General features: G+C 64.0%; 17 protein-coding genes. 7 read left to right on the plus strand and 10 right to left on the minus strand.

Annotated elements, in window-relative coordinates; genetic code table 11:
• Positions 1–24 precede the first annotated feature (24 nt).
• From MTX35_RS19250 to aceA, 3 genes are all read right to left on the minus strand, one after another.
• Positions 25–300: a hypothetical protein gene (locus MTX35_RS19250; protein WP_243596489.1), complete on the minus strand. Its 276-nt coding sequence runs from the start codon at positions 298–300 to the stop codon at positions 25–27.
• 65 nt (positions 301–365) lie between these two features.
• The gene (locus MTX35_RS19255; protein WP_308198145.1) at positions 366–1241 is read right to left on the minus strand and encodes a 3-hydroxybutyryl-CoA dehydrogenase; all 876 of its coding nucleotides are present in this window, start codon (positions 1239–1241) and stop codon (positions 366–368) included.
• 164 nt (positions 1242–1405) lie between these two features.
• Positions 1406–2695, minus strand: coding sequence for an isocitrate lyase (aceA, locus tag MTX35_RS19260; RefSeq protein WP_008713563.1), 1290 nt, complete (start codon positions 2693–2695; stop codon positions 1406–1408).
• A 531-nt stretch (positions 2696–3226) separates the two neighbouring features.
• Between aceA and MTX35_RS19265 the strand changes: the two genes are divergently transcribed.
• Entirely contained in the window at positions 3227–4207 is a 981-nt protein-coding gene (locus MTX35_RS19265) for a DUF559 domain-containing protein (protein ID WP_243596490.1), read from the plus strand.
• Positions 4208–4401: 194 nt separating this feature from the next.
• On the opposite strand, the gene MTX35_RS19270 is transcribed toward MTX35_RS19265, so the two are convergent.
• Entirely contained in the window at positions 4402–4806 is a 405-nt protein-coding gene (locus MTX35_RS19270; RefSeq protein ID WP_243596491.1) for a hypothetical protein, read from the minus strand.
• Between the two features lie 147 nt (positions 4807–4953).
• On the opposite strand from MTX35_RS19270, the gene ramB reads away from it, so the two are divergent.
• Positions 4954–6366: an acetate metabolism transcriptional regulator RamB gene (gene ramB, locus MTX35_RS19275; RefSeq protein ID WP_243596492.1), complete on the plus strand. Its 1413-nt coding sequence runs from the start codon at positions 4954–4956 to the stop codon at positions 6364–6366.
• Positions 6367–6383: 17 nt separating this feature from the next.
• Entirely contained in the window at positions 6384–7148 is a 765-nt protein-coding gene (locus MTX35_RS19280; protein ID WP_243596493.1) for an LLM class flavin-dependent oxidoreductase, read from the plus strand.
• Here MTX35_RS19280 and MTX35_RS19285 read toward each other — a convergent pair.
• Entirely contained in the window at positions 7145–8140 is a 996-nt protein-coding gene (locus MTX35_RS19285; protein ID WP_243596494.1) for an MBL fold metallo-hydrolase, read from the minus strand. The genes MTX35_RS19280 and MTX35_RS19285 overlap by 4 nt on opposite strands.
• Before the next feature lie 159 nt (positions 8141–8299).
• On the opposite strand from MTX35_RS19285, the gene MTX35_RS19290 reads away from it, so the two are divergent.
• From MTX35_RS19290 to MTX35_RS19305, 4 genes are read left to right on the plus strand one after another with little or no spacing between them, the layout of a single operon-like run.
• The gene (locus MTX35_RS19290) at positions 8300–9739 is read left to right on the plus strand and encodes a gamma-aminobutyraldehyde dehydrogenase (protein ID WP_243596495.1); all 1440 of its coding nucleotides are present in this window, start codon (positions 8300–8302) and stop codon (positions 9737–9739) included.
• Positions 9736–11673: a primary-amine oxidase gene (locus MTX35_RS19295; protein WP_243596496.1), complete on the plus strand. Its 1938-nt coding sequence runs from the start codon at positions 9736–9738 to the stop codon at positions 11671–11673. The genes MTX35_RS19290 and MTX35_RS19295 overlap by 4 nt, the downstream gene beginning before the upstream one ends.
• A 28-nt stretch (positions 11674–11701) precedes the next feature.
• A complete protein-coding gene (locus MTX35_RS19300) occupies positions 11702–12556 on the plus strand; it encodes a universal stress protein (protein WP_243596497.1) in 855 nt (284 codons plus the stop codon).
• Positions 12549–14066 (plus strand): APC family permease, encoded by a 1518-nt coding sequence (locus MTX35_RS19305; protein ID WP_243596498.1) that lies wholly within the window; start codon positions 12549–12551, stop codon positions 14064–14066. The genes MTX35_RS19300 and MTX35_RS19305 overlap by 8 nt, the downstream gene beginning before the upstream one ends.
• Positions 14067–14085: 19 nt before the next feature.
• Here the strand turns inward: MTX35_RS19305 and MTX35_RS19310 are convergent, their stop codons facing one another.
• The 5 genes from MTX35_RS19310 to MTX35_RS19330 form a co-directional block, all read right to left on the minus strand.
• On the minus strand, positions 14086–14853 hold the full coding sequence (locus MTX35_RS19310) for a MerR family transcriptional regulator (RefSeq protein ID WP_243596499.1): 768 nt from the start codon (positions 14851–14853) through the stop codon (positions 14086–14088).
• 18 nt (positions 14854–14871) lie between these two features.
• Complete coding sequence (locus MTX35_RS19315) at positions 14872–16083, minus strand: MFS transporter (RefSeq protein ID WP_243596500.1); 1212 nt, start codon at positions 16081–16083, stop codon at positions 14872–14874.
• 126 nt (positions 16084–16209) lie between these two features.
• A complete protein-coding gene (locus MTX35_RS19320; protein WP_243596501.1) occupies positions 16210–16536 on the minus strand; it encodes a hypothetical protein in 327 nt (108 codons plus the stop codon).
• Between the two features lie 321 nt (positions 16537–16857).
• Positions 16858–17385 carry a hypothetical protein gene (locus MTX35_RS19325; protein WP_243596502.1) on the minus strand — a complete coding sequence of 176 codons (528 nt, stop codon included), beginning with the start codon at positions 17383–17385 and terminating at the stop codon, positions 16858–16860.
• A complete protein-coding gene (locus MTX35_RS19330; protein WP_243596503.1) occupies positions 17382–17594 on the minus strand; it encodes a helix-turn-helix transcriptional regulator in 213 nt (70 codons plus the stop codon). The genes MTX35_RS19325 and MTX35_RS19330 overlap by 4 nt, the downstream gene beginning before the upstream one ends.
• Positions 17595–17670: the final 76 nt, after the last annotated feature.

Below are 17670 nucleotides of genomic sequence, written 5' to 3' on the forward strand. Positions count from 1 at the left end.
AACGAGTCGTTCGCAACACTAACTTCAGCCGTTCTTGGCGATATTCACGCCGAGCCATCCAACATACGCCGCCAGACCGATCAGTCCGATTTTGCGAGTCTTGGGGTACGCGATGGCCGCGCCGACGGCCAGTTCAGTGGCTCCGTTGCGGCTGATCCACGTTCGAGTGTCCGTAGGGAACGGGAGCTTGGTGATTCCTTCGAAGGCCTCGGGTACCACGAAGTGGGCGGCGCCGGTGGCGGCCAACCCGATTCCGAATGCCTTGGGTACCAGACCGTTCGACTTCTTGGACTTGCTCACTGACACGCTCCCTGCGATCGAAGTGGTTGAACTGGCAAAACGACAATAGCGCTACGAGACGGTGGTTACTTTGCGACCCGGCCGTTCTCGTAGCGATAGAACCCGATTCCGGTCTTCTTGCCCACTTGCCCGGCCCCGACCATCTGCAGCAGCAGCGGCGGCGGCGCGAACAACGGTTCCGCGAATTCCGAGTACATGGAATCTGCAATGGCTTTCACGGTGTCCAGACCGATCAGATCGGCGAGCGCGAGCGGGCCCATCGGGTGCGCCAGTCCCAACACGGTCGCTTTGTCGACATCTTCCTTGGTGGCGAATCCGGATTCGACCATGCGAATCGCGGAGAGCAGATACGGCACGAGCAGCGCGTTGACGACAAATCCCGAGCGGTCGGCCGACCGCACCACCTGCTTGCCGAGAACGTCGCCTGCGAATCGCTCGGCGCGGTCGGCGACCGTCTCGGAGGTCGCATCGGTGGTGACGAGCTCGACGAGTGGCAGCACCGGTACCGGGTTGAAGAAATGCAGTCCGATGATTCGGTTCGGAGACGTCGTAGCGGATCCGAGCGTCGTGATGGGAATGGAGGAGGTGTTCGAGGCGAGTACGGCGCCGGGGTCGGTCACGACCGCGTCGAGCTCGGTGAAGATATCCGTCTTGATCTTCTCGTCCTCAAGCACTGCTTCGACAACGAGTTGGCGATCGGCGAAGTCGGCCAGATCGAAGGTGAAGCGGAGCCTGCACGCCGCGTTCTCTCGTTCGCGTTCGGTGATCTTGCCGCTGCTGACGCCGCGGTCCAGTGATCGGAGGATGCGATTGCGGCCGGCCGCGGTCAGTTCGCGGGTCTGCTCGTAGACCAACACATCGACGTGTGCGCGGGCGCAGACCTCCGCGATTCCCGCCCCCATCTGTCCCGCTCCGACGATCCCCACCCTCTCGACCGTCACAGAAAACTCCTAGCCAATAATGTTGCAGCACAACAGCTTTTAGTGAGATGAGGGTAACTCTGATCGGGTACGCCCAAAACCTTCGTCGTACAGAACAGGCGGCCCGCAACGAAAGTTGCGGACCGCCTGACTAGTGCGCTGAAGATCCGGGGAGGCGGGCTAGCTCAGTGGAACTGGCCTTCTTCGGTGGAGCCCTTCAGTGCAGCCGTCGAGGTGTTGGGGTCGACGGTGGTGGCGATGCGGTCGAAGTAGCCCGCGCCGACCTCACGCTGGTGCTTGATGGCGGTGAAGCCGCGCTCTTCGGCAGCCTTGAACTCGCGCTCCTGCAGGTCGACGAACGCGGTCATGCCTTCGCGGGCGTAGCCGTGTGCCAGGTCGAACATGCCGTAGTTGAGCGAGTGGAAGCCTGCGAGGGTGATGAACTGGAACTTGAAGCCCATGGCTCCGAGTTCCTTCTGGAACTTGGCGATGGTCGCGTCGTCCAGGTGTGCCTTCCAGTTGAACGAAGGCGAGCAGTTGTAGGCGAGCAGCTGGTCCGGGAACTCGCTGCGAACCGACTCGGAGAACTTCTTGGCGACCTCGAGATCCGGCACGCCGGTCTCCATCCAGATGAGGTCGGCGTACGGGGCGTAGGCCTTGGCGCGAGCGATGCAGGGCTCGATGCCGTTCTTGACGCCGAAGAAGCCTTCTGCGGTGCGGGTTCCGTCCAGGAACTCACGGTCGCGCTCGTCGACGTCGGAGGTGATCAGCGTGGCTGCCTCGGCGTCGGTGCGAGCGATGATGACCGACGGGACGTCGGCGACGTCGGACGCGAGCCGCGCCGAGGTCAGGGTGCGGATGTGCTGCTGGGTCGGGATGAGAACCTTGCCGCCGAGGTGGCCGCACTTCTTCTCCGATGCGAGCTGATCCTCCCAGTGCACGCCTGCGGCGCCGGCCACGATCATGGCCTTCTGCAGCTCGTAGGCGTTCAGTGCGCCACCGAAGCCGGCTTCGGCGTCGGCGACGATCGGTGCAACCCAGTTCTTGACGGACGTGTCGCCCTCGATCTTGGCGATCTCGTCGGCGCGCAGGAGTGCGTTGTTGATGCGACGGACGACCGACGGCACCGAGTTGGCCGGGTAGAGGCTCTGGTCCGGGTACGTGTGGCCCGAGAGGTTCGCGTCGCCTGCGACCTGCCAGCCGGAGAGGTAGATCGCCTGGAGGCCGGCGCGAATCTGCTGCACGGCCTGGTTGCCGGTGAGGGCACCGAGCGAGTTGATGTAGTCCTCGTTGTTCACGAGGTCCCACAGGACCTCGCTGCCGCGGCGAGCGAGTGTCGCTTCTTCGACGACGGTGCCCTGGAGGTCGGAGACCTGCTGCGCGGTGAAGTTACGGGTGACGCCCTTCCAGCGCGGGTTGGTGTCCCAATCCTGCTGAATCTCGGCGGTGGTCTTCGGGGTGCCGGTGGTCGACATCTTCAGCTCCAGTCTCTTCTGCTTCTCGGCCTGCCTCGAGACGAATCTTCACATCGTTGCCAGGCCCTTCTGGTGTACTCCAAAACAATGGCACAACGGAAAACAGGCGTCTACCAGTTGTTAGTGCCAATCTTGGCTAGCTTTCCCTGCACGCTTGCTAACTTTGCAAATTTTCGGCCACGACAAACCTCTCCGATCGGACGGCGCGGTTACTCGTCAGTAGCGATGAATCCCCAGTTGATGAACGCAATGAACAAAAACTCATACAGGACGCTTGTACGGTTTGAACGGCACGTCTGAATCGAGTCAGAACTCGGGTTCGACGTGACGGACATCACACTACGTCTATCCCAGAATGTGAACACTCACGGGGTGCGCCGCTCGACGCCACTTCCATGGGGAGCCCCGGCTCGACGCCTCCGAATGGAGCGCAACGTGCACTCATCCACAGACACGCAGCTATCCACAGGGCATTCCATTCCCCCAGGTCGGCCCACCGACGCCACCCCAGCGCTCCCCGACACTGCACCCATGACACCCGACGCAGGCTCCACTCCCAGACCCACAGGTCATTCCGCAGGCTCCACTCCCAGACCGACAGGTCATTCCGCAGGCTCCACTCCCAGACCGACAGGTCATTCCGCAGGCTCCACTCCCAGACCGACAGGTCATTCCGCAGGCTCCACTCCCGGCCCCGCCACCCTCCAGCAGCTCCTGGCCTCCGGACTCCACCCCAGCACCGTCTCGCGTCACTTCACCCGTGTTCTGCCGACGGTCCACATGCGCGGGGAACCGTCGACGATGGATCGGTGTCGGGCCGTTTCGCTGTGGCGACCGGACGCCGTGCTCAGTCACCGGTCGGCCGCCTACTTACGGGGCTGGACGACCGAACCGACAACCCTCGACGCCACGGTCCCCAGCTCGGCGAGATTGCGGCCACCGCCATGGCTTCGGCTACACCGTCGGACACTCGATTCCAGGCTCGTCGACGAGGTCGAGACCCTGCCGTGCACCACGCCCGCACAGACGATTCTCGATTGCCTGGCGGTACTCCCCCGCGCCGAGGCCGAGTTGCTGATCGACGAACGCCTGAAGTTCGGACTCGACCCCGCGTCGTTGCTCCGCCTGCTCGAACGATTCCCGGGTCGACGCGGCAACGCAGAGTTGGCTCGCCAAGTTCGGCTGGCAGTGACCAGGTTCGCCTCGGAACCGGAGCGGTCACTGGGACGCGCGCTGCACCGGATCGGGCTGTACCTGGAGATGAATGCGGCAGTCGGTCCGTACATCTGCGACCTCGTCGACCGTCGCAGCCGAACGATCATCGAAGTGGACGGACGCGAATTCCACAGTGCAGCCGGGGTATTCAGCAAGGATCGGCGCAGGCAGAACGCGCTGGTGCTCGATCGCTGGCTGGTGCTGCGCTACTCGGCATTCGACGTACTGGCCGCACCGGACGTCATCGCCGGAGAGATTGCGTCGGTGATCCGACGACGTCGGGAATCGAGGCGATGACTGCACATGGTGCTCCACTCCCGTGCTCGTAAGCGGGATCCAGCGGTTCTGCCGCATCGAGTGGAGCACCTGTTGCACCAGGCCGGTCGCAGTAGCCGACTCGGCGATGACTGCACACAATGCTCCACTCCCGTGCCCGCGTACGAGGTTCATCGCACGCGCCCACGGGAGTGGAGCACCAGTTGCAGGAAATCTCAGATACGAACGCCGCTGCGCTCGTCACTGGCCGCAACCACCCGAGAGGTGACCGGTGCCCGGCGCGAGGCCAGCACCCCGAGCGCGCCCATGGCGGCGATCACGAGTCCGCCGATGATGGCGAACAGGTCCGCGGCCAGTAGGCCGGACGGGAACACCATCAGTGCGGGCGAGACCGCGAGCAACAGACCGAGACCCACGTGGGTCCAGTGGCTCTGCCTGGACGCGGATCCGATGGCCCAGAGCGCAGACGACGCCGCGAGGATGCCGAGCACCAGGATGGCTCCGGTGACCTCCTGGTCTCCCTGGACGGGAAGCCAGACGGTGGAAGCCACGAGCACGGCTCCCGTGACGAACACGACGACGTCCCTGACGATTTCGGATGTGCGCTGACGGTTGGACATGACCGCTCCTCGTGGTGCGTGGTGAATAGCTCGTATACCGGTATACGCCTTTACCTCGGCTAATGTTCCCGAACAGCACTGCATTGTGATCCAGCAGCTATCTGCCAATGCTGTTAAGCCAATTCTTCGCAGGCGTAGCCTGACACTGTGTCCAAGACTTTCGTCGGCGTGCGGCTTCGGCAGTTACGCAGCGAACGCAGCATGAGTCAGGTGTCGCTGGCGCAGAAGCTGGGCATCTCGGCCAGCTATCTCAACCAGATCGAGCACGACGTGCGCCCGTTGACAGTTCCGGTGCTGCTGCGCATCTCGGAGGTTTTCGGCGTAGACACCTCGTTCTTCTCCTCGGAGGACGACACCAGGCTGGTCGCCGAGATGCGCGAGGTCGCCCTCGATCAGGACATGGGTATCGACGCCGATGCGCACGAAATTGCGCAGATGGTCAGCTCGCACCCGCAGTTGGCGCGAGCGATGGTCAACATGCACCGCCGATACCGCAATACGACAGCTCAGCTTCTGGCCGCAACCGAGGACCGCTTCTCCGACGGCAGTGGCAGTGGTTCGATCAGCAAGCCACACGAAGAAGTGCGCGACTACTTCTATCAGCGACAGAATTATCTGCACGATCTGGATACCGCGGCGGAGGCACTGACCTCGAGAATCCGATTCCATCGCGCCGACCTGGGCGGCGAGATCGCCAAGCGGCTCCGGACGGTGCACGATGTCCAGATCGTCAACCGGATCGACCTCGGCGAGAACGTGCTGCACCGTTTCGACCCGCAGTCGCGAGTGTTGGAGATTTCACCACATCTGTCCGGTGGGCAGAAGGTATTCCGGTACGCAGCCGAACTGGCCTACCTCGAATGCGGAGATCTGCTGAACAAGATGGCCGACGAGGGAAACTTCACGAGCGAGTCGTCGAAGAAATTGGCGGTTCTCGGATTCGCGAACTACTTCGCTGCCGCGACGGTGTTGCCGTATCACCATTTCCACGATGTTGCCGAGGATTTTCGCTACGACATCGAGCGACTCTCGGCCTTCTTCTCGGTCAGTTACGAGACGGTCTGCCATCGGCTCTCCACCCTGCAGAGACCCGAGCTGCGGGGCGTCCCGTTCTCGTTCGTCCGAGTCGACCGCGCAGGAAATATGTCGAAAAGGCAGTCCGCCACCGGCTTTCACTTCTCGTCGAGCGGCGGTACCTGCCCTCTGTGGAATGTGTACGAGACTTTCGCCTATCCCGGAAAGATCATGACGCAGATCGCCGAGATGCCCGACGGCCGCAACTACCTGTGGATAGCACGCACAGTGGAGCGTCGGGCCGCGCGTTACGGACAGCCCGGCAAGACCTTCGCCATCGGCCTCGGTTGCGAACTCCGCCACGCCGGACGTCTGGTGTATGCCGACGGACTGGACGTACAGGGCTCGGTCGCTGCGACGCCGATCGGCGCCGGTTGCCGGGTCTGCGAACGCTCGAACTGCCCGCAACGTGCCTTCCCGCCGCTGGGGAAAGACCTCGACATAGACGAGCACCGAAGTTCGGTGTCCCCGTACCTCGTTCGCTGAGAAGAAGGAGATCTGCAATGACGCGAATCGGCGTCGTACTTCGACCCGAGGTTCCGCCGGAGGCAATAGTCGAAGCAGCACGTGCGGCCGACCGCGCTGGCGTCGACGAGGTGTGGTTGTGGGAAGACTGCTTCTTCTCCGGTGGAATGACCACTGCTGCACTGGTTCTCGCGAGCACCGATCGCGTGAACGTCGGCGTCGGGGTGTTGCCCACTCCGATGCGGAACGTGGCAGCCACAGCCATGGAGATCGCAGCAGCGGCCCGAGTTCATCCGGGACGGCTGCGCGTCGGACTCGGACACGGGGTGCAGTCGTGGATGGGCCAGATCGGCGCGCGAGTGCAATCGCCTCTGACATTGCTCGACGAACAGATGGCGGCGCTCACCGCGCTGTTGGCAGGCGAGAGCGTCACCGTGCAGGGCCGGTATGTTTCACTCGACAATGTGCAGCTGAATTGGCCTCCAACGCAGGCTTTTCCGCTGCTCGTCGGGGCGACCGGACCGAAAACTCTGGCGCTCAGCGGCCGCACGAGCGCGGGCACCATTCTCACGAGCGAGACATCACCGGATCAGGTGCGAACGGCAATCGAACAGATCGACGGTGGGCCGGGACACGAGATCGTCGTCTACGTGGCCGTAGCGTCCGATTCCGATGCCGACCCCGGCAACCTGCAACGCTGGATCGATGCCGGCGCTACCACCGTCGTGCTCGAACCCGCCGCGGACCGATTCGATCTGTCCACCCTGTTCGCACAGGCGGCGGCGTCGACGCAGCGGTTCTAGCACTCTCTCAAGAACCGCCCCGCGTCCGCGAACGCCCGTGCTCGACGCGTCAGCGTGGGTGGCGCAGCGGGCTCCCCTCGCCACAGGCGGTAGAGCGTGCTCATGCTCAGGATCAGTCGTTCCGGTGAGTCCCAGTGTGCATACCGACCGAATTCGGGTGACTTCAGCAGATTGAGGGCGGCCTCGGTGGAGTCGAGTCCGGCGTCGAAGCACGTGCGTCCGGCCTCGGACACCCAGGTCCAGTAATTGCGGACTGCGCGGATCTCGTCGGTGCCGCACAGGGGTCCGTGGCCCGGGACGTAGACGGAGGCGTCGAGTTCGAGAAGGTGGTCGAGGGCGTCGATCCAGTTCTGCAACGGGCCGTGCCAGAGCACCGGGGTGGCGTCGATGAACAGCAGGTCGCCGGCGAACACCACTCCGACATCGGGGAGGTGGGCGATGAGATCGCCCTCGGTGTGCGCCGGGCCCAGGTAGCGCAGGTGCACGGATCGCCCTGCTACGTCGATGGTGTCGGTGGTCTCGAAGGTGTGATCCGGCAATCGCGGCAGCGTCGTGGGGAAGGTGGCGTTGCCGCGGACTCGGTTCATGTAGGAGCCCATTGCTCCCACCGGTCCCGGCACCCAGCCGATCTTCGCGCCGAGAGAGGCGAACGCGTTCACCCCTTTCGGTGGTGTCTCCTCTTTCATGGCGTGCAGTGACGCAGCGCTGGTGGTGATACGAGCAGTGGCGGGGACGGTGTCGTTTCCCCACCAGTGATCGCCGTCCGAGTGAGTGTTGAGCACCTCGGTGATCGGCGCGTCGGCAACCAATTCGGCGGTGTCGGCAATGATCCGCTGCGCCCAGTTCACGTCCCAGACGGTGTCGATCAGCATCGACGCGGAACCGGGCCCCACGATCAATCCGGTGTTGGTCTGTCCCCAGCTGCCGGGCGGCCGCATGAATGCCCAGGTGTCGTCGGCGATCTGTCGGTACCCCACCTCTGTGTCTGCCACCGCCACAGGCTAGCCGGTCAGCAGCTGGTTCGCGTCCGAGATAGACCGACATTTCGTCCTGATCGAGACCCAGGCATTGGACGACTTGTCGGGTGGCGAAGTCTCGTCCGTAGGTGCAGGCTTTGCAGAACCGAAACTGTCGACGCTAGGGGTTCAGAGATGACGGTGCCTGTCCTGCAGAACTACATCGACGGGGCGTTCGTGACGCCCTCGGGCACCGAGATGCTCGATGTGGTGAATCCGGTGGACGAGTCGATTGTCGCCCACTCCCCCATCTCCGACGCCGCCGACGTCGAGGCCGCAATGTCGGCCGCTGCCAGCGCATTCGAGACCTGGGGCAAGACGACACCGGGTGAGCGACAGAAGGTTCTGCTGAAGCTGGCCGACGCCATCGAGGCGCACAGCGACGAGATCGTCGAGGCGCAGAGCCGCAACACCGGTCAGCCCAAGGCCACCATCGCCGCCGAGGAAGTGACGGTCGGTGCGGATCAGATCCGATTCTTCGCAGGCGCGGCGCGGATGCTCGAGGGCAAGTCGGCCGGCGAATACATGGACGGCTTCACGTCCTATGTTCGACGCGAACCGATCGGTGTCGTCGGCCAGGTGACCCCGTGGAACTACCCGTTCATGATGGCGATCTGGAAGATCGGTCCCGCGCTGGCCGCCGGAAACACCGTCGTGCTCAAGCCCAGTGACACCACTCCCGAGAGCACGCTGGTGCTGGCGAAGCTGTCGAAGGGCATCGTTCCGGACGGCGTGCTCAACGTCGTCCTCGGCAACGGCGGCACCGGTGCCGCGATCGTCGAGCACAAGACTCCAGGCCTGGTGTCGATCACCGGATCCGTCCGCGCCGGCATTGCCGTGGCCGTGGCCGCCGCCAAGCAGCTCAAGCGGGCGCATCTCGAACTCGGCGGCAAGGCACCGGCAATCGTGTTCGACGACGTCGACATCAGCAAGGCCGCCGACGGCATCGCCGAGGCCGCATTCTTCAACGCCGGCCAGGACTGCACCGCCGTCACCCGAGTCCTGGTACACGAGTCGGTACACGACACCCTCGTCGATGCCCTTGTGGCCAAGGCGAAGACACTGAAGGTCGGCCTACCCGACGACCCCGATACCTTCCTCGGGCCACTGAACAACATCAACCACTTCGGCCAGGTGAGCTCCAAGGTCGACGGTATCGGCGCGCATGCCACCATCGTGACCGGCGGTAAGCGCATCGGAGACAAGGGCTTCTTCTTCGAGCCCACCATCATCACCGGCGTGCAGCAGTCCGATCCCATCGTGCAGGAGGAGACGTTCGGCCCGGTGCTCACGGTGCAGAAGTTCACCGACGAAGCCGAGGCGATCACCCTGGCCAACGACGTCGACTTCGGTCTCGCGTCGAGCGTCTGGACCTCCGATCACGCACGCACACTTCGCATTTCAGCAGCCCTGGACTTCGGTGCCGTCTGGGTCAACTGCCACATCCCGTTGGTCGCGGAGATGCCGCACGGTGGATTCAAATACTCCGGTTACGGCAAGGACCTCTCGGCTTACGGCGTCGACGACTACACCCGCATCAAGCATGTGATGAGCTCGACGGAGTCCATCTCGTGACCTCTCATCCCCTTGACCCGCTGTCGAGCGACGAATTCTCCACCGTCGCCGAGGTTCTGGGTCGTGAACACGGCGTCGGCGACGGGTGGCGATTCGCGTCGATCGAGATGATCGAACCGCCCAAGTCCGAGGTAGCCGCATTCGATGCGGACGGTACGGTGCCTGCGCGTCGAGCAGTGTCGGTGGTGTTGAATCGCGCCGAGAACACCACGTTCAAAGCCGTGGTGTCGCTGGACAGCAGAAGCACCGAATCGTGGACGCACATCCCCGATGTGCAGCCCAACTTCACCGTCGACGAGTGGGAGGAGGCCGACTCGGCCCTGCGTGCCCACCCCGATGTCATTGCTGCCCTTGCCGATCGCGGTATCACCGATCTGGATCTGGTGTTCATGGACACCTGGACGTACGGCGAGGCGGTGACGCCCGAGAAGTACAAGGGTCGACGCCTCGGCTGGTCGGATACCTGGGTCAAGGCCGCGGAGGGTGCCAATCCCTATGCCGGGCCGGTCGGCGGTTTCCACTGCGTCATCGACGTGAACACGATGGAACTGCTCGAGATCGAGGACACGTACCGCGTCGAGCGGCCGGAGATCATGGGCGAGTACGTGCCCCGACACATTCCGGAACGCATCCGCAACGCCAGTAGCCGGCCGCCGCTGAAGCCGCTGGAGATCACCCAGCCGGACGGCCCGTCGTTCGAGCTGGACGGCAACAAGCTCACGTGGCAGAACTGGTCGCTCCGCGTGGGGTTCAACTACCGCGAGGGCATGACGCTGCACGCCGTCAGCTACAACGACAACGGGAACGTGCGGTCGGTCGCCAATCGAATGTCGTTCGCGGAGATGATCGTTCCGTATCGCGATCACACCGAGGACCACTACCGGCGTACCGCGTTCGACATCGGCGAGTGGGGCCTCGGTTTCATGACCACCTCGCTCGAACTCGGCTGCGACTGCCTGGGCGAGATCCGCTACCTCGACGCGGTGCTGCACAACAGCAAAGGTGAGCCGTACACGATCACCAACGCCATCTGCATCCACGAGGAAGACAATGCCGTGCTGTGGAAGCACGTCGATCACGACGCCGGGGCCGAGGTGCGTCGGATGCGCCGCCTCACCGTCAGCTTCCACGCCACCGTCGCCAACTACGAGTACCTCGTCTACTGGCGGTTCTACCAGGACGGCAACATCGAGTGCGAGGTGCGCGCGACGGGAATCATGGTCGTCACCCACTTCGCGCCCGGGCAATCTCACCCATCCGGAACGCTGGTCGACAACCGCACCTACGCGCCGTACCACCAGCACTTCCTGGTCGCCCGCCTCGATCTGGACATCGACGGCACCGAGAACACCGTGTATGCCAGTGAGACACAACGGGTTCCGATGGGCCCGGACAATCCTTACGGCCTCGCCCTCACTCAGATCAACACTCCCCTGACCACCGAGTCCCAAGGCAAGCAGGATTACGACTGGAACACGCAGAAGGCGTGGAAGGTCGTCAACGACAACGTCACCAACGGCCTCGACACCCGGCCCGCCTACAAACTGGTTCCGGGAGCGGCGATCCCATCGATGTTCGATCCCGCGTCGCCGATCTTCCAGCGTTCCCAGGTGATCGGCCACACCGTCTGGGTCACCCCCAACTCACCCGACGAACGTTGGCCCAGCGGCGAATTCGTCAACCAGAGTGGCGTCGACCATGGGCTGCCGGAGTGGACCGAGGCGGATCGAAGCATCGAGAACACCGATGTCGTCGTCTGGTACACGTTCGGAATCCATCACATCACCCGGCCGGAGGATTGGCCGGTGATGCCGGCGGACACGGTCTCGTTCTGGCTGAAGCCGTTCGGCTTCTTCGATCGCAACCCGTCACTGGACGTTGCCCCCTCCGCGTCGAAGCATTGCCACACCGATCCCGGTAGCACCTGTCATTAGCTCGACCGACTTCAGGGAAGGTCCGAAAATGCGTCTGATCGTGGGGTACCAGGCAACACCGAGTGGCGCGGACGGAATCGCCTTGGGCGCAACCCTTGCCCGCTCTCTGCAAGCATCGCTGGACATCGCTCTGGTGCTGCCGCAGGAGCGTCCGGTGCCGTCCAAAGCGCCTGTCGAGGCGGGGTACGACGACATCTTGATCGACCAGGCCACCGAATGGCTGGCCGAGGCACTGAAGATGGTGCCCGAGGACGTGGAGGCGCGTACGCACCTGCTGTTCGACGAGTCGTTCGCACAGGGACTGCTCGACTGTGTCGACGAATGCGAGGCCTACATGATCGTGGTCGGGGCGGCCGGCGACGGTCTGCTCGGACGCCACTCGATCGGCACCGTCACCAGCGATCTGCTGCACGTGGCGCACGTGCCCCTCGCGCTGGCTCCGCGGGGGTATCGGCATTCGCCGCCGCAGCGCATTCGCGAGATCACGTGCGCCATCGGAAACAGGCCGGGGGCAGCAGAACTCGTCGACGCGGCCACCGACCTGTCCGTCACCGCCGAGTTGCCGCTTCGCCTACTCTCCCTCGTGTCCGCAGACCCGCAATCGGCACGGGGACCGGGAGGTCTCGCCGAGGCCGAAGAGGTGCTGCGCACCGTACAAGCGGGACTACCCGAGGGATCGGACGTGCAGTTGAGGGTGGCGGAGGGCTCCGGCATCGAGAAGGCCGTGTCATCGCTCGACTGGCACGACGGCGACGTGTTGATGGTGGGCTCGTCTCGGCTCGCCCAGCCGCATCGCCTGTTCCTGGGATCGGTTGCCGCCAAGATGCTTCGGGTCGTTCCCGTTCCGATGATCGTTGTTCCGAGAGAGGCCGGCGATGAATGAGCACAAGGTAGTGGACGTCGAGTCCAAGGGACTGTCCGCCGGCCAGCTCGGGTTGCTGGCGAGTGTGGTCCTGGGCATCTCGACCATCGCACCCGCGTACGCGCTCACCGCGTCGCTCGGGCCGACGGTCACCGAGGTCGGGGTACATCTGCCCGCGATCTTCATCGTCGGCTTCATCCCGATGTTGTTGGTGGCGTTGGGCTATCGAGAGCTCAACGCGGCCGAGCCCGACAGCGGCACGTCGTTCACGTGGGCGTCGAAGGCCTTCGGCCCGTACGTCGGCTGGATGGGCGGGTGGGGCCTGATCGCGGCGACCATCATCGTGCTCTCGAACCTGGCCGGAGTGGCCGTCGACTTCTTCTATCTCTTTCTCGCCCAGGTCACCAGCAACGACTCCTTGGCCGACCTGACCGGGAACAAGCTCGTCAACATCGTCACGTGTCTGGTGTTCATGGCATTGGCGGCGTGGCTCTGCTACCGCGGGATGCAGGAGACCAAGCGCGTCCAGTACACGATGCTCGGCTTCCAGCTACTGGTGATGGCGTGGTTCATCGTGGCGGCATTCGTCAAGGTGGGCTCGGGCGAGGGGGCCCAGGACATCTCGTTCGGCCTGGACTGGTTCGACCCGTTCGGCATCCCGAGCTTCTCCGCGTTCACGGCGGGCCTGTCCCTGTCGATCTTCATGTACTGGGGTTGGGACGTCTGCCTGACGGTCAACGAGGAAACCTCGGGCAGCGCAAAGATTCCCGGCCGCGCCGCGCTGGTCACGGTGTTCTTCATCATCGTTCTGTACTTGCTCACCGCCGTGGCCACCCTGCTCTTCGCCGGCACCGGCGACACCGGAAACGGACTGCAGAACCCCGACACCACCGACAACGTGTTCGCCGCCCTCGCCGGGCCGGTGATGGGTCCGTTCGCGATCCTGCTGTCCCTGGCCGTGTTGAGCAGCTCCGCCAGTTCACTGCAGGCCACGTTCATCTCGCCGGCCCGCACGTTGCTCGCGATGGGCCACTACCAGGCCCTACCGAAGCGGTTCGCCTCCATCACACCGCGATTCAGCACTCCGGGCTTCGCGACGCTCGTGGCAGGCGGCGCGTCGGCCGGCTTCTACGCCGTGATGCGAGTGGTGAGCGACAACGTTCTCACCGACACCATCGCCGCGCTCGGACTGATGATCTGCTTCTACTACGGCATCACGGCGTTCGCCTGTGTCTGGTATTTCCGTGAAGAGTTGTTCACCAGCACCCGCAACTTCTTCTTCAAATTCCTCGCCCCGCTCCTCGGCGGCGTCGGCATGGCCGTGGTGTTCGTGCAGACCTCGGTCGACGCCTGGGACCCCGAATTCGGTAGCGGCTCATCACTGTTCGGTATCGGCATGGTGTTCCTCATCGGCGTCGGCATCATCGTTCTCGGCATGGTGGTCATGGCGGTGGTGGCACTGCGCAAGCCGGAATTCTTCAAGGGCAACATTCTCCGCCGCGATACTCCGTCCCTGATCGTCGAAGACTGACGATCGGCGACGGCCGTCGTCAGGGTCGGGAGTGTTCGATGCCGCGCTCCTGCAGACCGTGCATGATCAGCTCGGTGACGCGCACCCAGGCCGGCCGGTCGGCCCACTGCTCCGCGAGCAGTGAGTTGGCCGCGGGGTCGTCGAGACCGCGCTCGAACGACCACTCGAGGGCATCACCGGCCCAGGCGTTCACCATCCATTCGACCGTGTCGTCCGCGAGTTGCTGGATCCGTGGGTCATCGGGTTCGAGCTCGGCAGCTCGAAACGAGCGCACCATCAGTGCCAGATAGTCCGGGTCCCTGAGCATGACGGCACCGAACTCCTCCAGCCAGGGATCGAGCCGGGGCCGGTAGACGGCATACGTCAGCACCCAGGCATCGCGATAATGATCGACGACGGCGGAGTCTATGCCCGCTTCGCGAAGATGCGTGATCAGGCCGACGATCACATCGGGAAGGACCAGCGCGTCGCCGGCACGCAGCAGCCTGAGTCTGTCGCGGTCCTTCTCCAGCCGTTCGATCCTGGTGCTCAGCTCGGCGTCGATGTCGACCAAGGCGAGGTCGAGTGATTCCTGCGAGGCGTCGAGCAGATCGTGGACACGCGCCAGTGGCACACCGGCCGAGGCGAGAGCAACGACGCGGGAGAGCCTCAGCACGGCTTCCCCGTCGTACAGACGGTAACCGGAGGTGTCGCGCTTCGGCTCGTCCAACAGCCCCTGCTGGTGGTAGAACCGCACGGTTCGGGTCGTCACTCCCACATAGGATGCCAGCTCACCGATACGCAGCATGGCGACCATTCTTGCCGATCAACGGTCCACCCCGGCAGAGTCCGGCACCGGTTCGGTCAGCTCACGTGCACCGGGACTGAGCACCGCATAGGCAGCGACAGCGGTCCAGCCGATTCCCATCACGACGGCCCCGAGAGCAAGATCACCGCCGACGAGCACCACCGACATCAGTCCCAGCCCCATCGGCCCGGCCACGAGCCCGCCCATGTTCAGCCAGCCGAGAACGCGCCCCCGGACGTCTGCGGGGACGCGTTCGGCCACGTAGACATTCCAGATCGGGCCGAACAGTCCCGACCCGAGACCCATCACGAGCATCCCGGCCGCCACGATCCAGAAACCGTGCAGCTGTGCGAACAGCCAGATGCCCGCCGTCATCGCGGCCATTCCCGTCACGAAGGTGGCCCGTCGCGATCGAGCGGCCAGGAAAGCGAACAGGGCCGACCCTGCCAGGGCACCGATGGCGAACGCAGACATGGCCAGGCCCAGCTGCCCGGGTTCGCCGATCTCGTTGAAGTGACCGGGCAACAGCAGGCTGATCATCGGCGGGGTGACCAGGCTTGCGAGGAACGCGAAGATCAGCATTGACCGCAATGCGGGCGTGGCACGGATCAGGCGCAGGGCACTGCCTGCCCCCGTGGCAGAAGTCGCGAATGCCTGGCCCATGACCGGAACCAGCGCAGTCAGCACCGCAGCGGCCGCAGACGAGGCGGCGGTGACGGCAACGACGTCGATCGGATCCAGCACGCTGAGCAGGAGACCCGCCAGCGCCGGTCCGGCCAGGAACGCCAACGAGAAGCCGGTCTGAAAGAACCCTGCCACTGTCGTGACCGACGTTCCCGAGATCGACGCGACGTCGGCGAGCATTGCCTGGCGAGCTGTCATCCCCGGAACATCGAAGACAGCGCCTGCGACTGCCAGCACCACGAACCATGGCACCGACAATCCCACCGTCGCACTCACCACGATCAGGCCGAGCACTGCGGCCGCGCTGCCGAGATCGGAGGCGACGGCCACGTTGCGTGCCCCGAACCGGTCGATCAGCCGACCACCGGCAAACGTTGCCGGTACCGCAGCGATACCTGCCGCCGCGGCGATCAGGCCTGCCGACGACAGGCTTCCGGTCGTGGCCAGCACCAACCAGGGCAGGACGATCGTGATGGCCGAGTTGCCGAACAGTGACAACGACGCGCCACCGATGTACAGCGGGACAGCAAGACGGATGCGGTTCATGACTCGATCATCACGATTGACGTTGCGTCAAGGTCAAGATGAAAGTGCCCGACGGGCCACGACACGGTGACGGCGCATCAACCGTCGGGCGGGGCGGCGGCATTCACTCCGTATCGGGCGGAGGTATTACGAGCTGCGTCGAACCTCGAACTGCTCACCGACGACGACGGTCTGCGCTTCGGTCACGCAGTCCAGGCGTCCGTCCAATCGCAGCGAGACGTTGTATTCACCCTGCTTGAGGTTGAACGTGGTGATGGTGACACTGGTGGCGCTGTCTTCCACGACGACGCGGTGACTGAGCGACAGCATGCCGTTGTGCAGGACCTCGCACATCTGCCCTGGTAGAACGTTGTCTACGTGGACCGTGATGGTCTTCGGCCCGCCGAGAGCCTCGATGGTGGGCTGCGGCGTGCTCGTCCCGACGAGTCTGAGGTAGCTCTTGTCTTTGCGCACGGCCTCGACTTCCCTGTTAGCGTGCTTCACCCGAAGGTGAACGTCCGACGTGGTCTCGTTGGTGCTTCGTGGCGCGATGGATAACGGATTGGTTTCGCACGTCGTCATCGGCCTCGACCCGAGCCTCTCTTTACATCGGGGGCGTAACCGTCCGCGTTACGAACCCGCCTCCGACCAGCCCACCAACAGCCGCAGACACCAGGGAATCGCGATGTCATCGGTCAGAACATACCCCCCGCGCCGTGGATCTGCGAACGGACCGTTCGAACCGAGACCTTTACGTATCCTTTCGCCGTGTAAGACCGTTCGCATGCCTTCCGATTACTGAGGTCGGTCCGTTTCATCGAAGCCCTGTAGTTCGACCTTCTCGGCGGCGAGCTCGGCGTTTCTCCGCCGACGCCGGTGTCCTTCGACACCGACCGCCGCGGCCGTGGCTCCCAGAGTTGCTCCGGCGGCCACCCCGATCCAGGTCGACACACCGATGTCGCTGCCCTGAACGAGCAATCGCACCAGGGCACCGCCGAAGCCCAAGAGATACAGAACGCCGGCGATCGCCGTCCGCGGCCGCCGAAGCTTCTGCACCGTGTACATGTCGATGCCCCGAGCTCGGGCGAATCCGATCACCACGTAGGCCACGACGATCAACGCGACGATGATCCCGATCGCAATCCACGCCCCGGTGACGCCCGCCGCGTAGGGCAATATCGCGCCTGAGATCAGTCCGATCCACAGCAACGACTGGAATCCGACGGCCGAGGCCTCGTTCCAGATGTCGCGTTGCAGCTCGTCGGCGTAGAAGTCGTCGTCGAGATCTCCGACGAATCGAGCGGCTCTGACGAATGCGCTCATGATGTTGACTCTCCTTCGTCTCCGAACAGTGCTTCCACCGTCGTGTCGAGTGCGCGGGCCAATCGCAGTGCCAGGTAGACGCTCGGCGCGTAGTCGCCGCCTTCGACGGAGACGATGCTCTGACGACTCACCCCGCAGATGGTGCCGAGCTCGGCCTGTGTGATGCGCGCCTGTTTGCGATGCTCGCGAACGTTATTGGTTCCGGGCATGGCAAAAGTCAACTCTGCTTGTCATAAAATGTCAAGCACACTTGTCATCGGTGTGCATTTACGTCCACGTAACGCG

Source organism: Rhodococcus sp. ARC_M12, assembly GCF_022810385.1.
Taxonomy (GTDB): domain Bacteria; phylum Actinomycetota; class Actinomycetes; order Mycobacteriales; family Mycobacteriaceae; genus Rhodococcoides; species Rhodococcoides navarretei.

Excerpts from the sequence above, each read along its gene's own strand:
- aceA (WP_008713563.1), bottom strand. The coding sequence starts at position 2,695 with ATGTCGACCACCGGCACCCCGAAGACCACCGCCGAGATTCAGCAGGAT.
- MTX35_RS19265 (WP_243596490.1), top strand. The coding sequence starts at position 3,227 with ATGACACCCGACGCAGGCTCCACTCCCAGACCCACAGGTCATTCCGCA.
- MTX35_RS19270 (WP_243596491.1), bottom strand. The coding sequence starts at position 4,806 with ATGTCCAACCGTCAGCGCACATCCGAAATCGTCAGGGACGTCGTCGTG.
- MTX35_RS19280 (WP_243596493.1), top strand. The coding sequence starts at position 6,384 with ATGACGCGAATCGGCGTCGTACTTCGACCCGAGGTTCCGCCGGAGGCA.
- MTX35_RS19290 (WP_243596495.1), top strand. The coding sequence starts at position 8,300 with ATGACGGTGCCTGTCCTGCAGAACTACATCGACGGGGCGTTCGTGACG.
- MTX35_RS19300 (WP_243596497.1), top strand. The coding sequence starts at position 11,702 with ATGCGTCTGATCGTGGGGTACCAGGCAACACCGAGTGGCGCGGACGGA.
- MTX35_RS19305 (WP_243596498.1), top strand. The coding sequence starts at position 12,549 with ATGAATGAGCACAAGGTAGTGGACGTCGAGTCCAAGGGACTGTCCGCC.
- MTX35_RS19310 (WP_243596499.1), bottom strand. The coding sequence starts at position 14,853 with ATGCTGCGTATCGGTGAGCTGGCATCCTATGTGGGAGTGACGACCCGA.
- MTX35_RS19315 (WP_243596500.1), bottom strand. The coding sequence starts at position 16,083 with ATGAACCGCATCCGTCTTGCTGTCCCGCTGTACATCGGTGGCGCGTCG.
- MTX35_RS19325 (WP_243596502.1), bottom strand. The coding sequence starts at position 17,385 with ATGAGCGCATTCGTCAGAGCCGCTCGATTCGTCGGAGATCTCGACGAC.
- MTX35_RS19330 (WP_243596503.1), bottom strand. The coding sequence starts at position 17,594 with ATGCCCGGAACCAATAACGTTCGCGAGCATCGCAAACAGGCGCGCATC.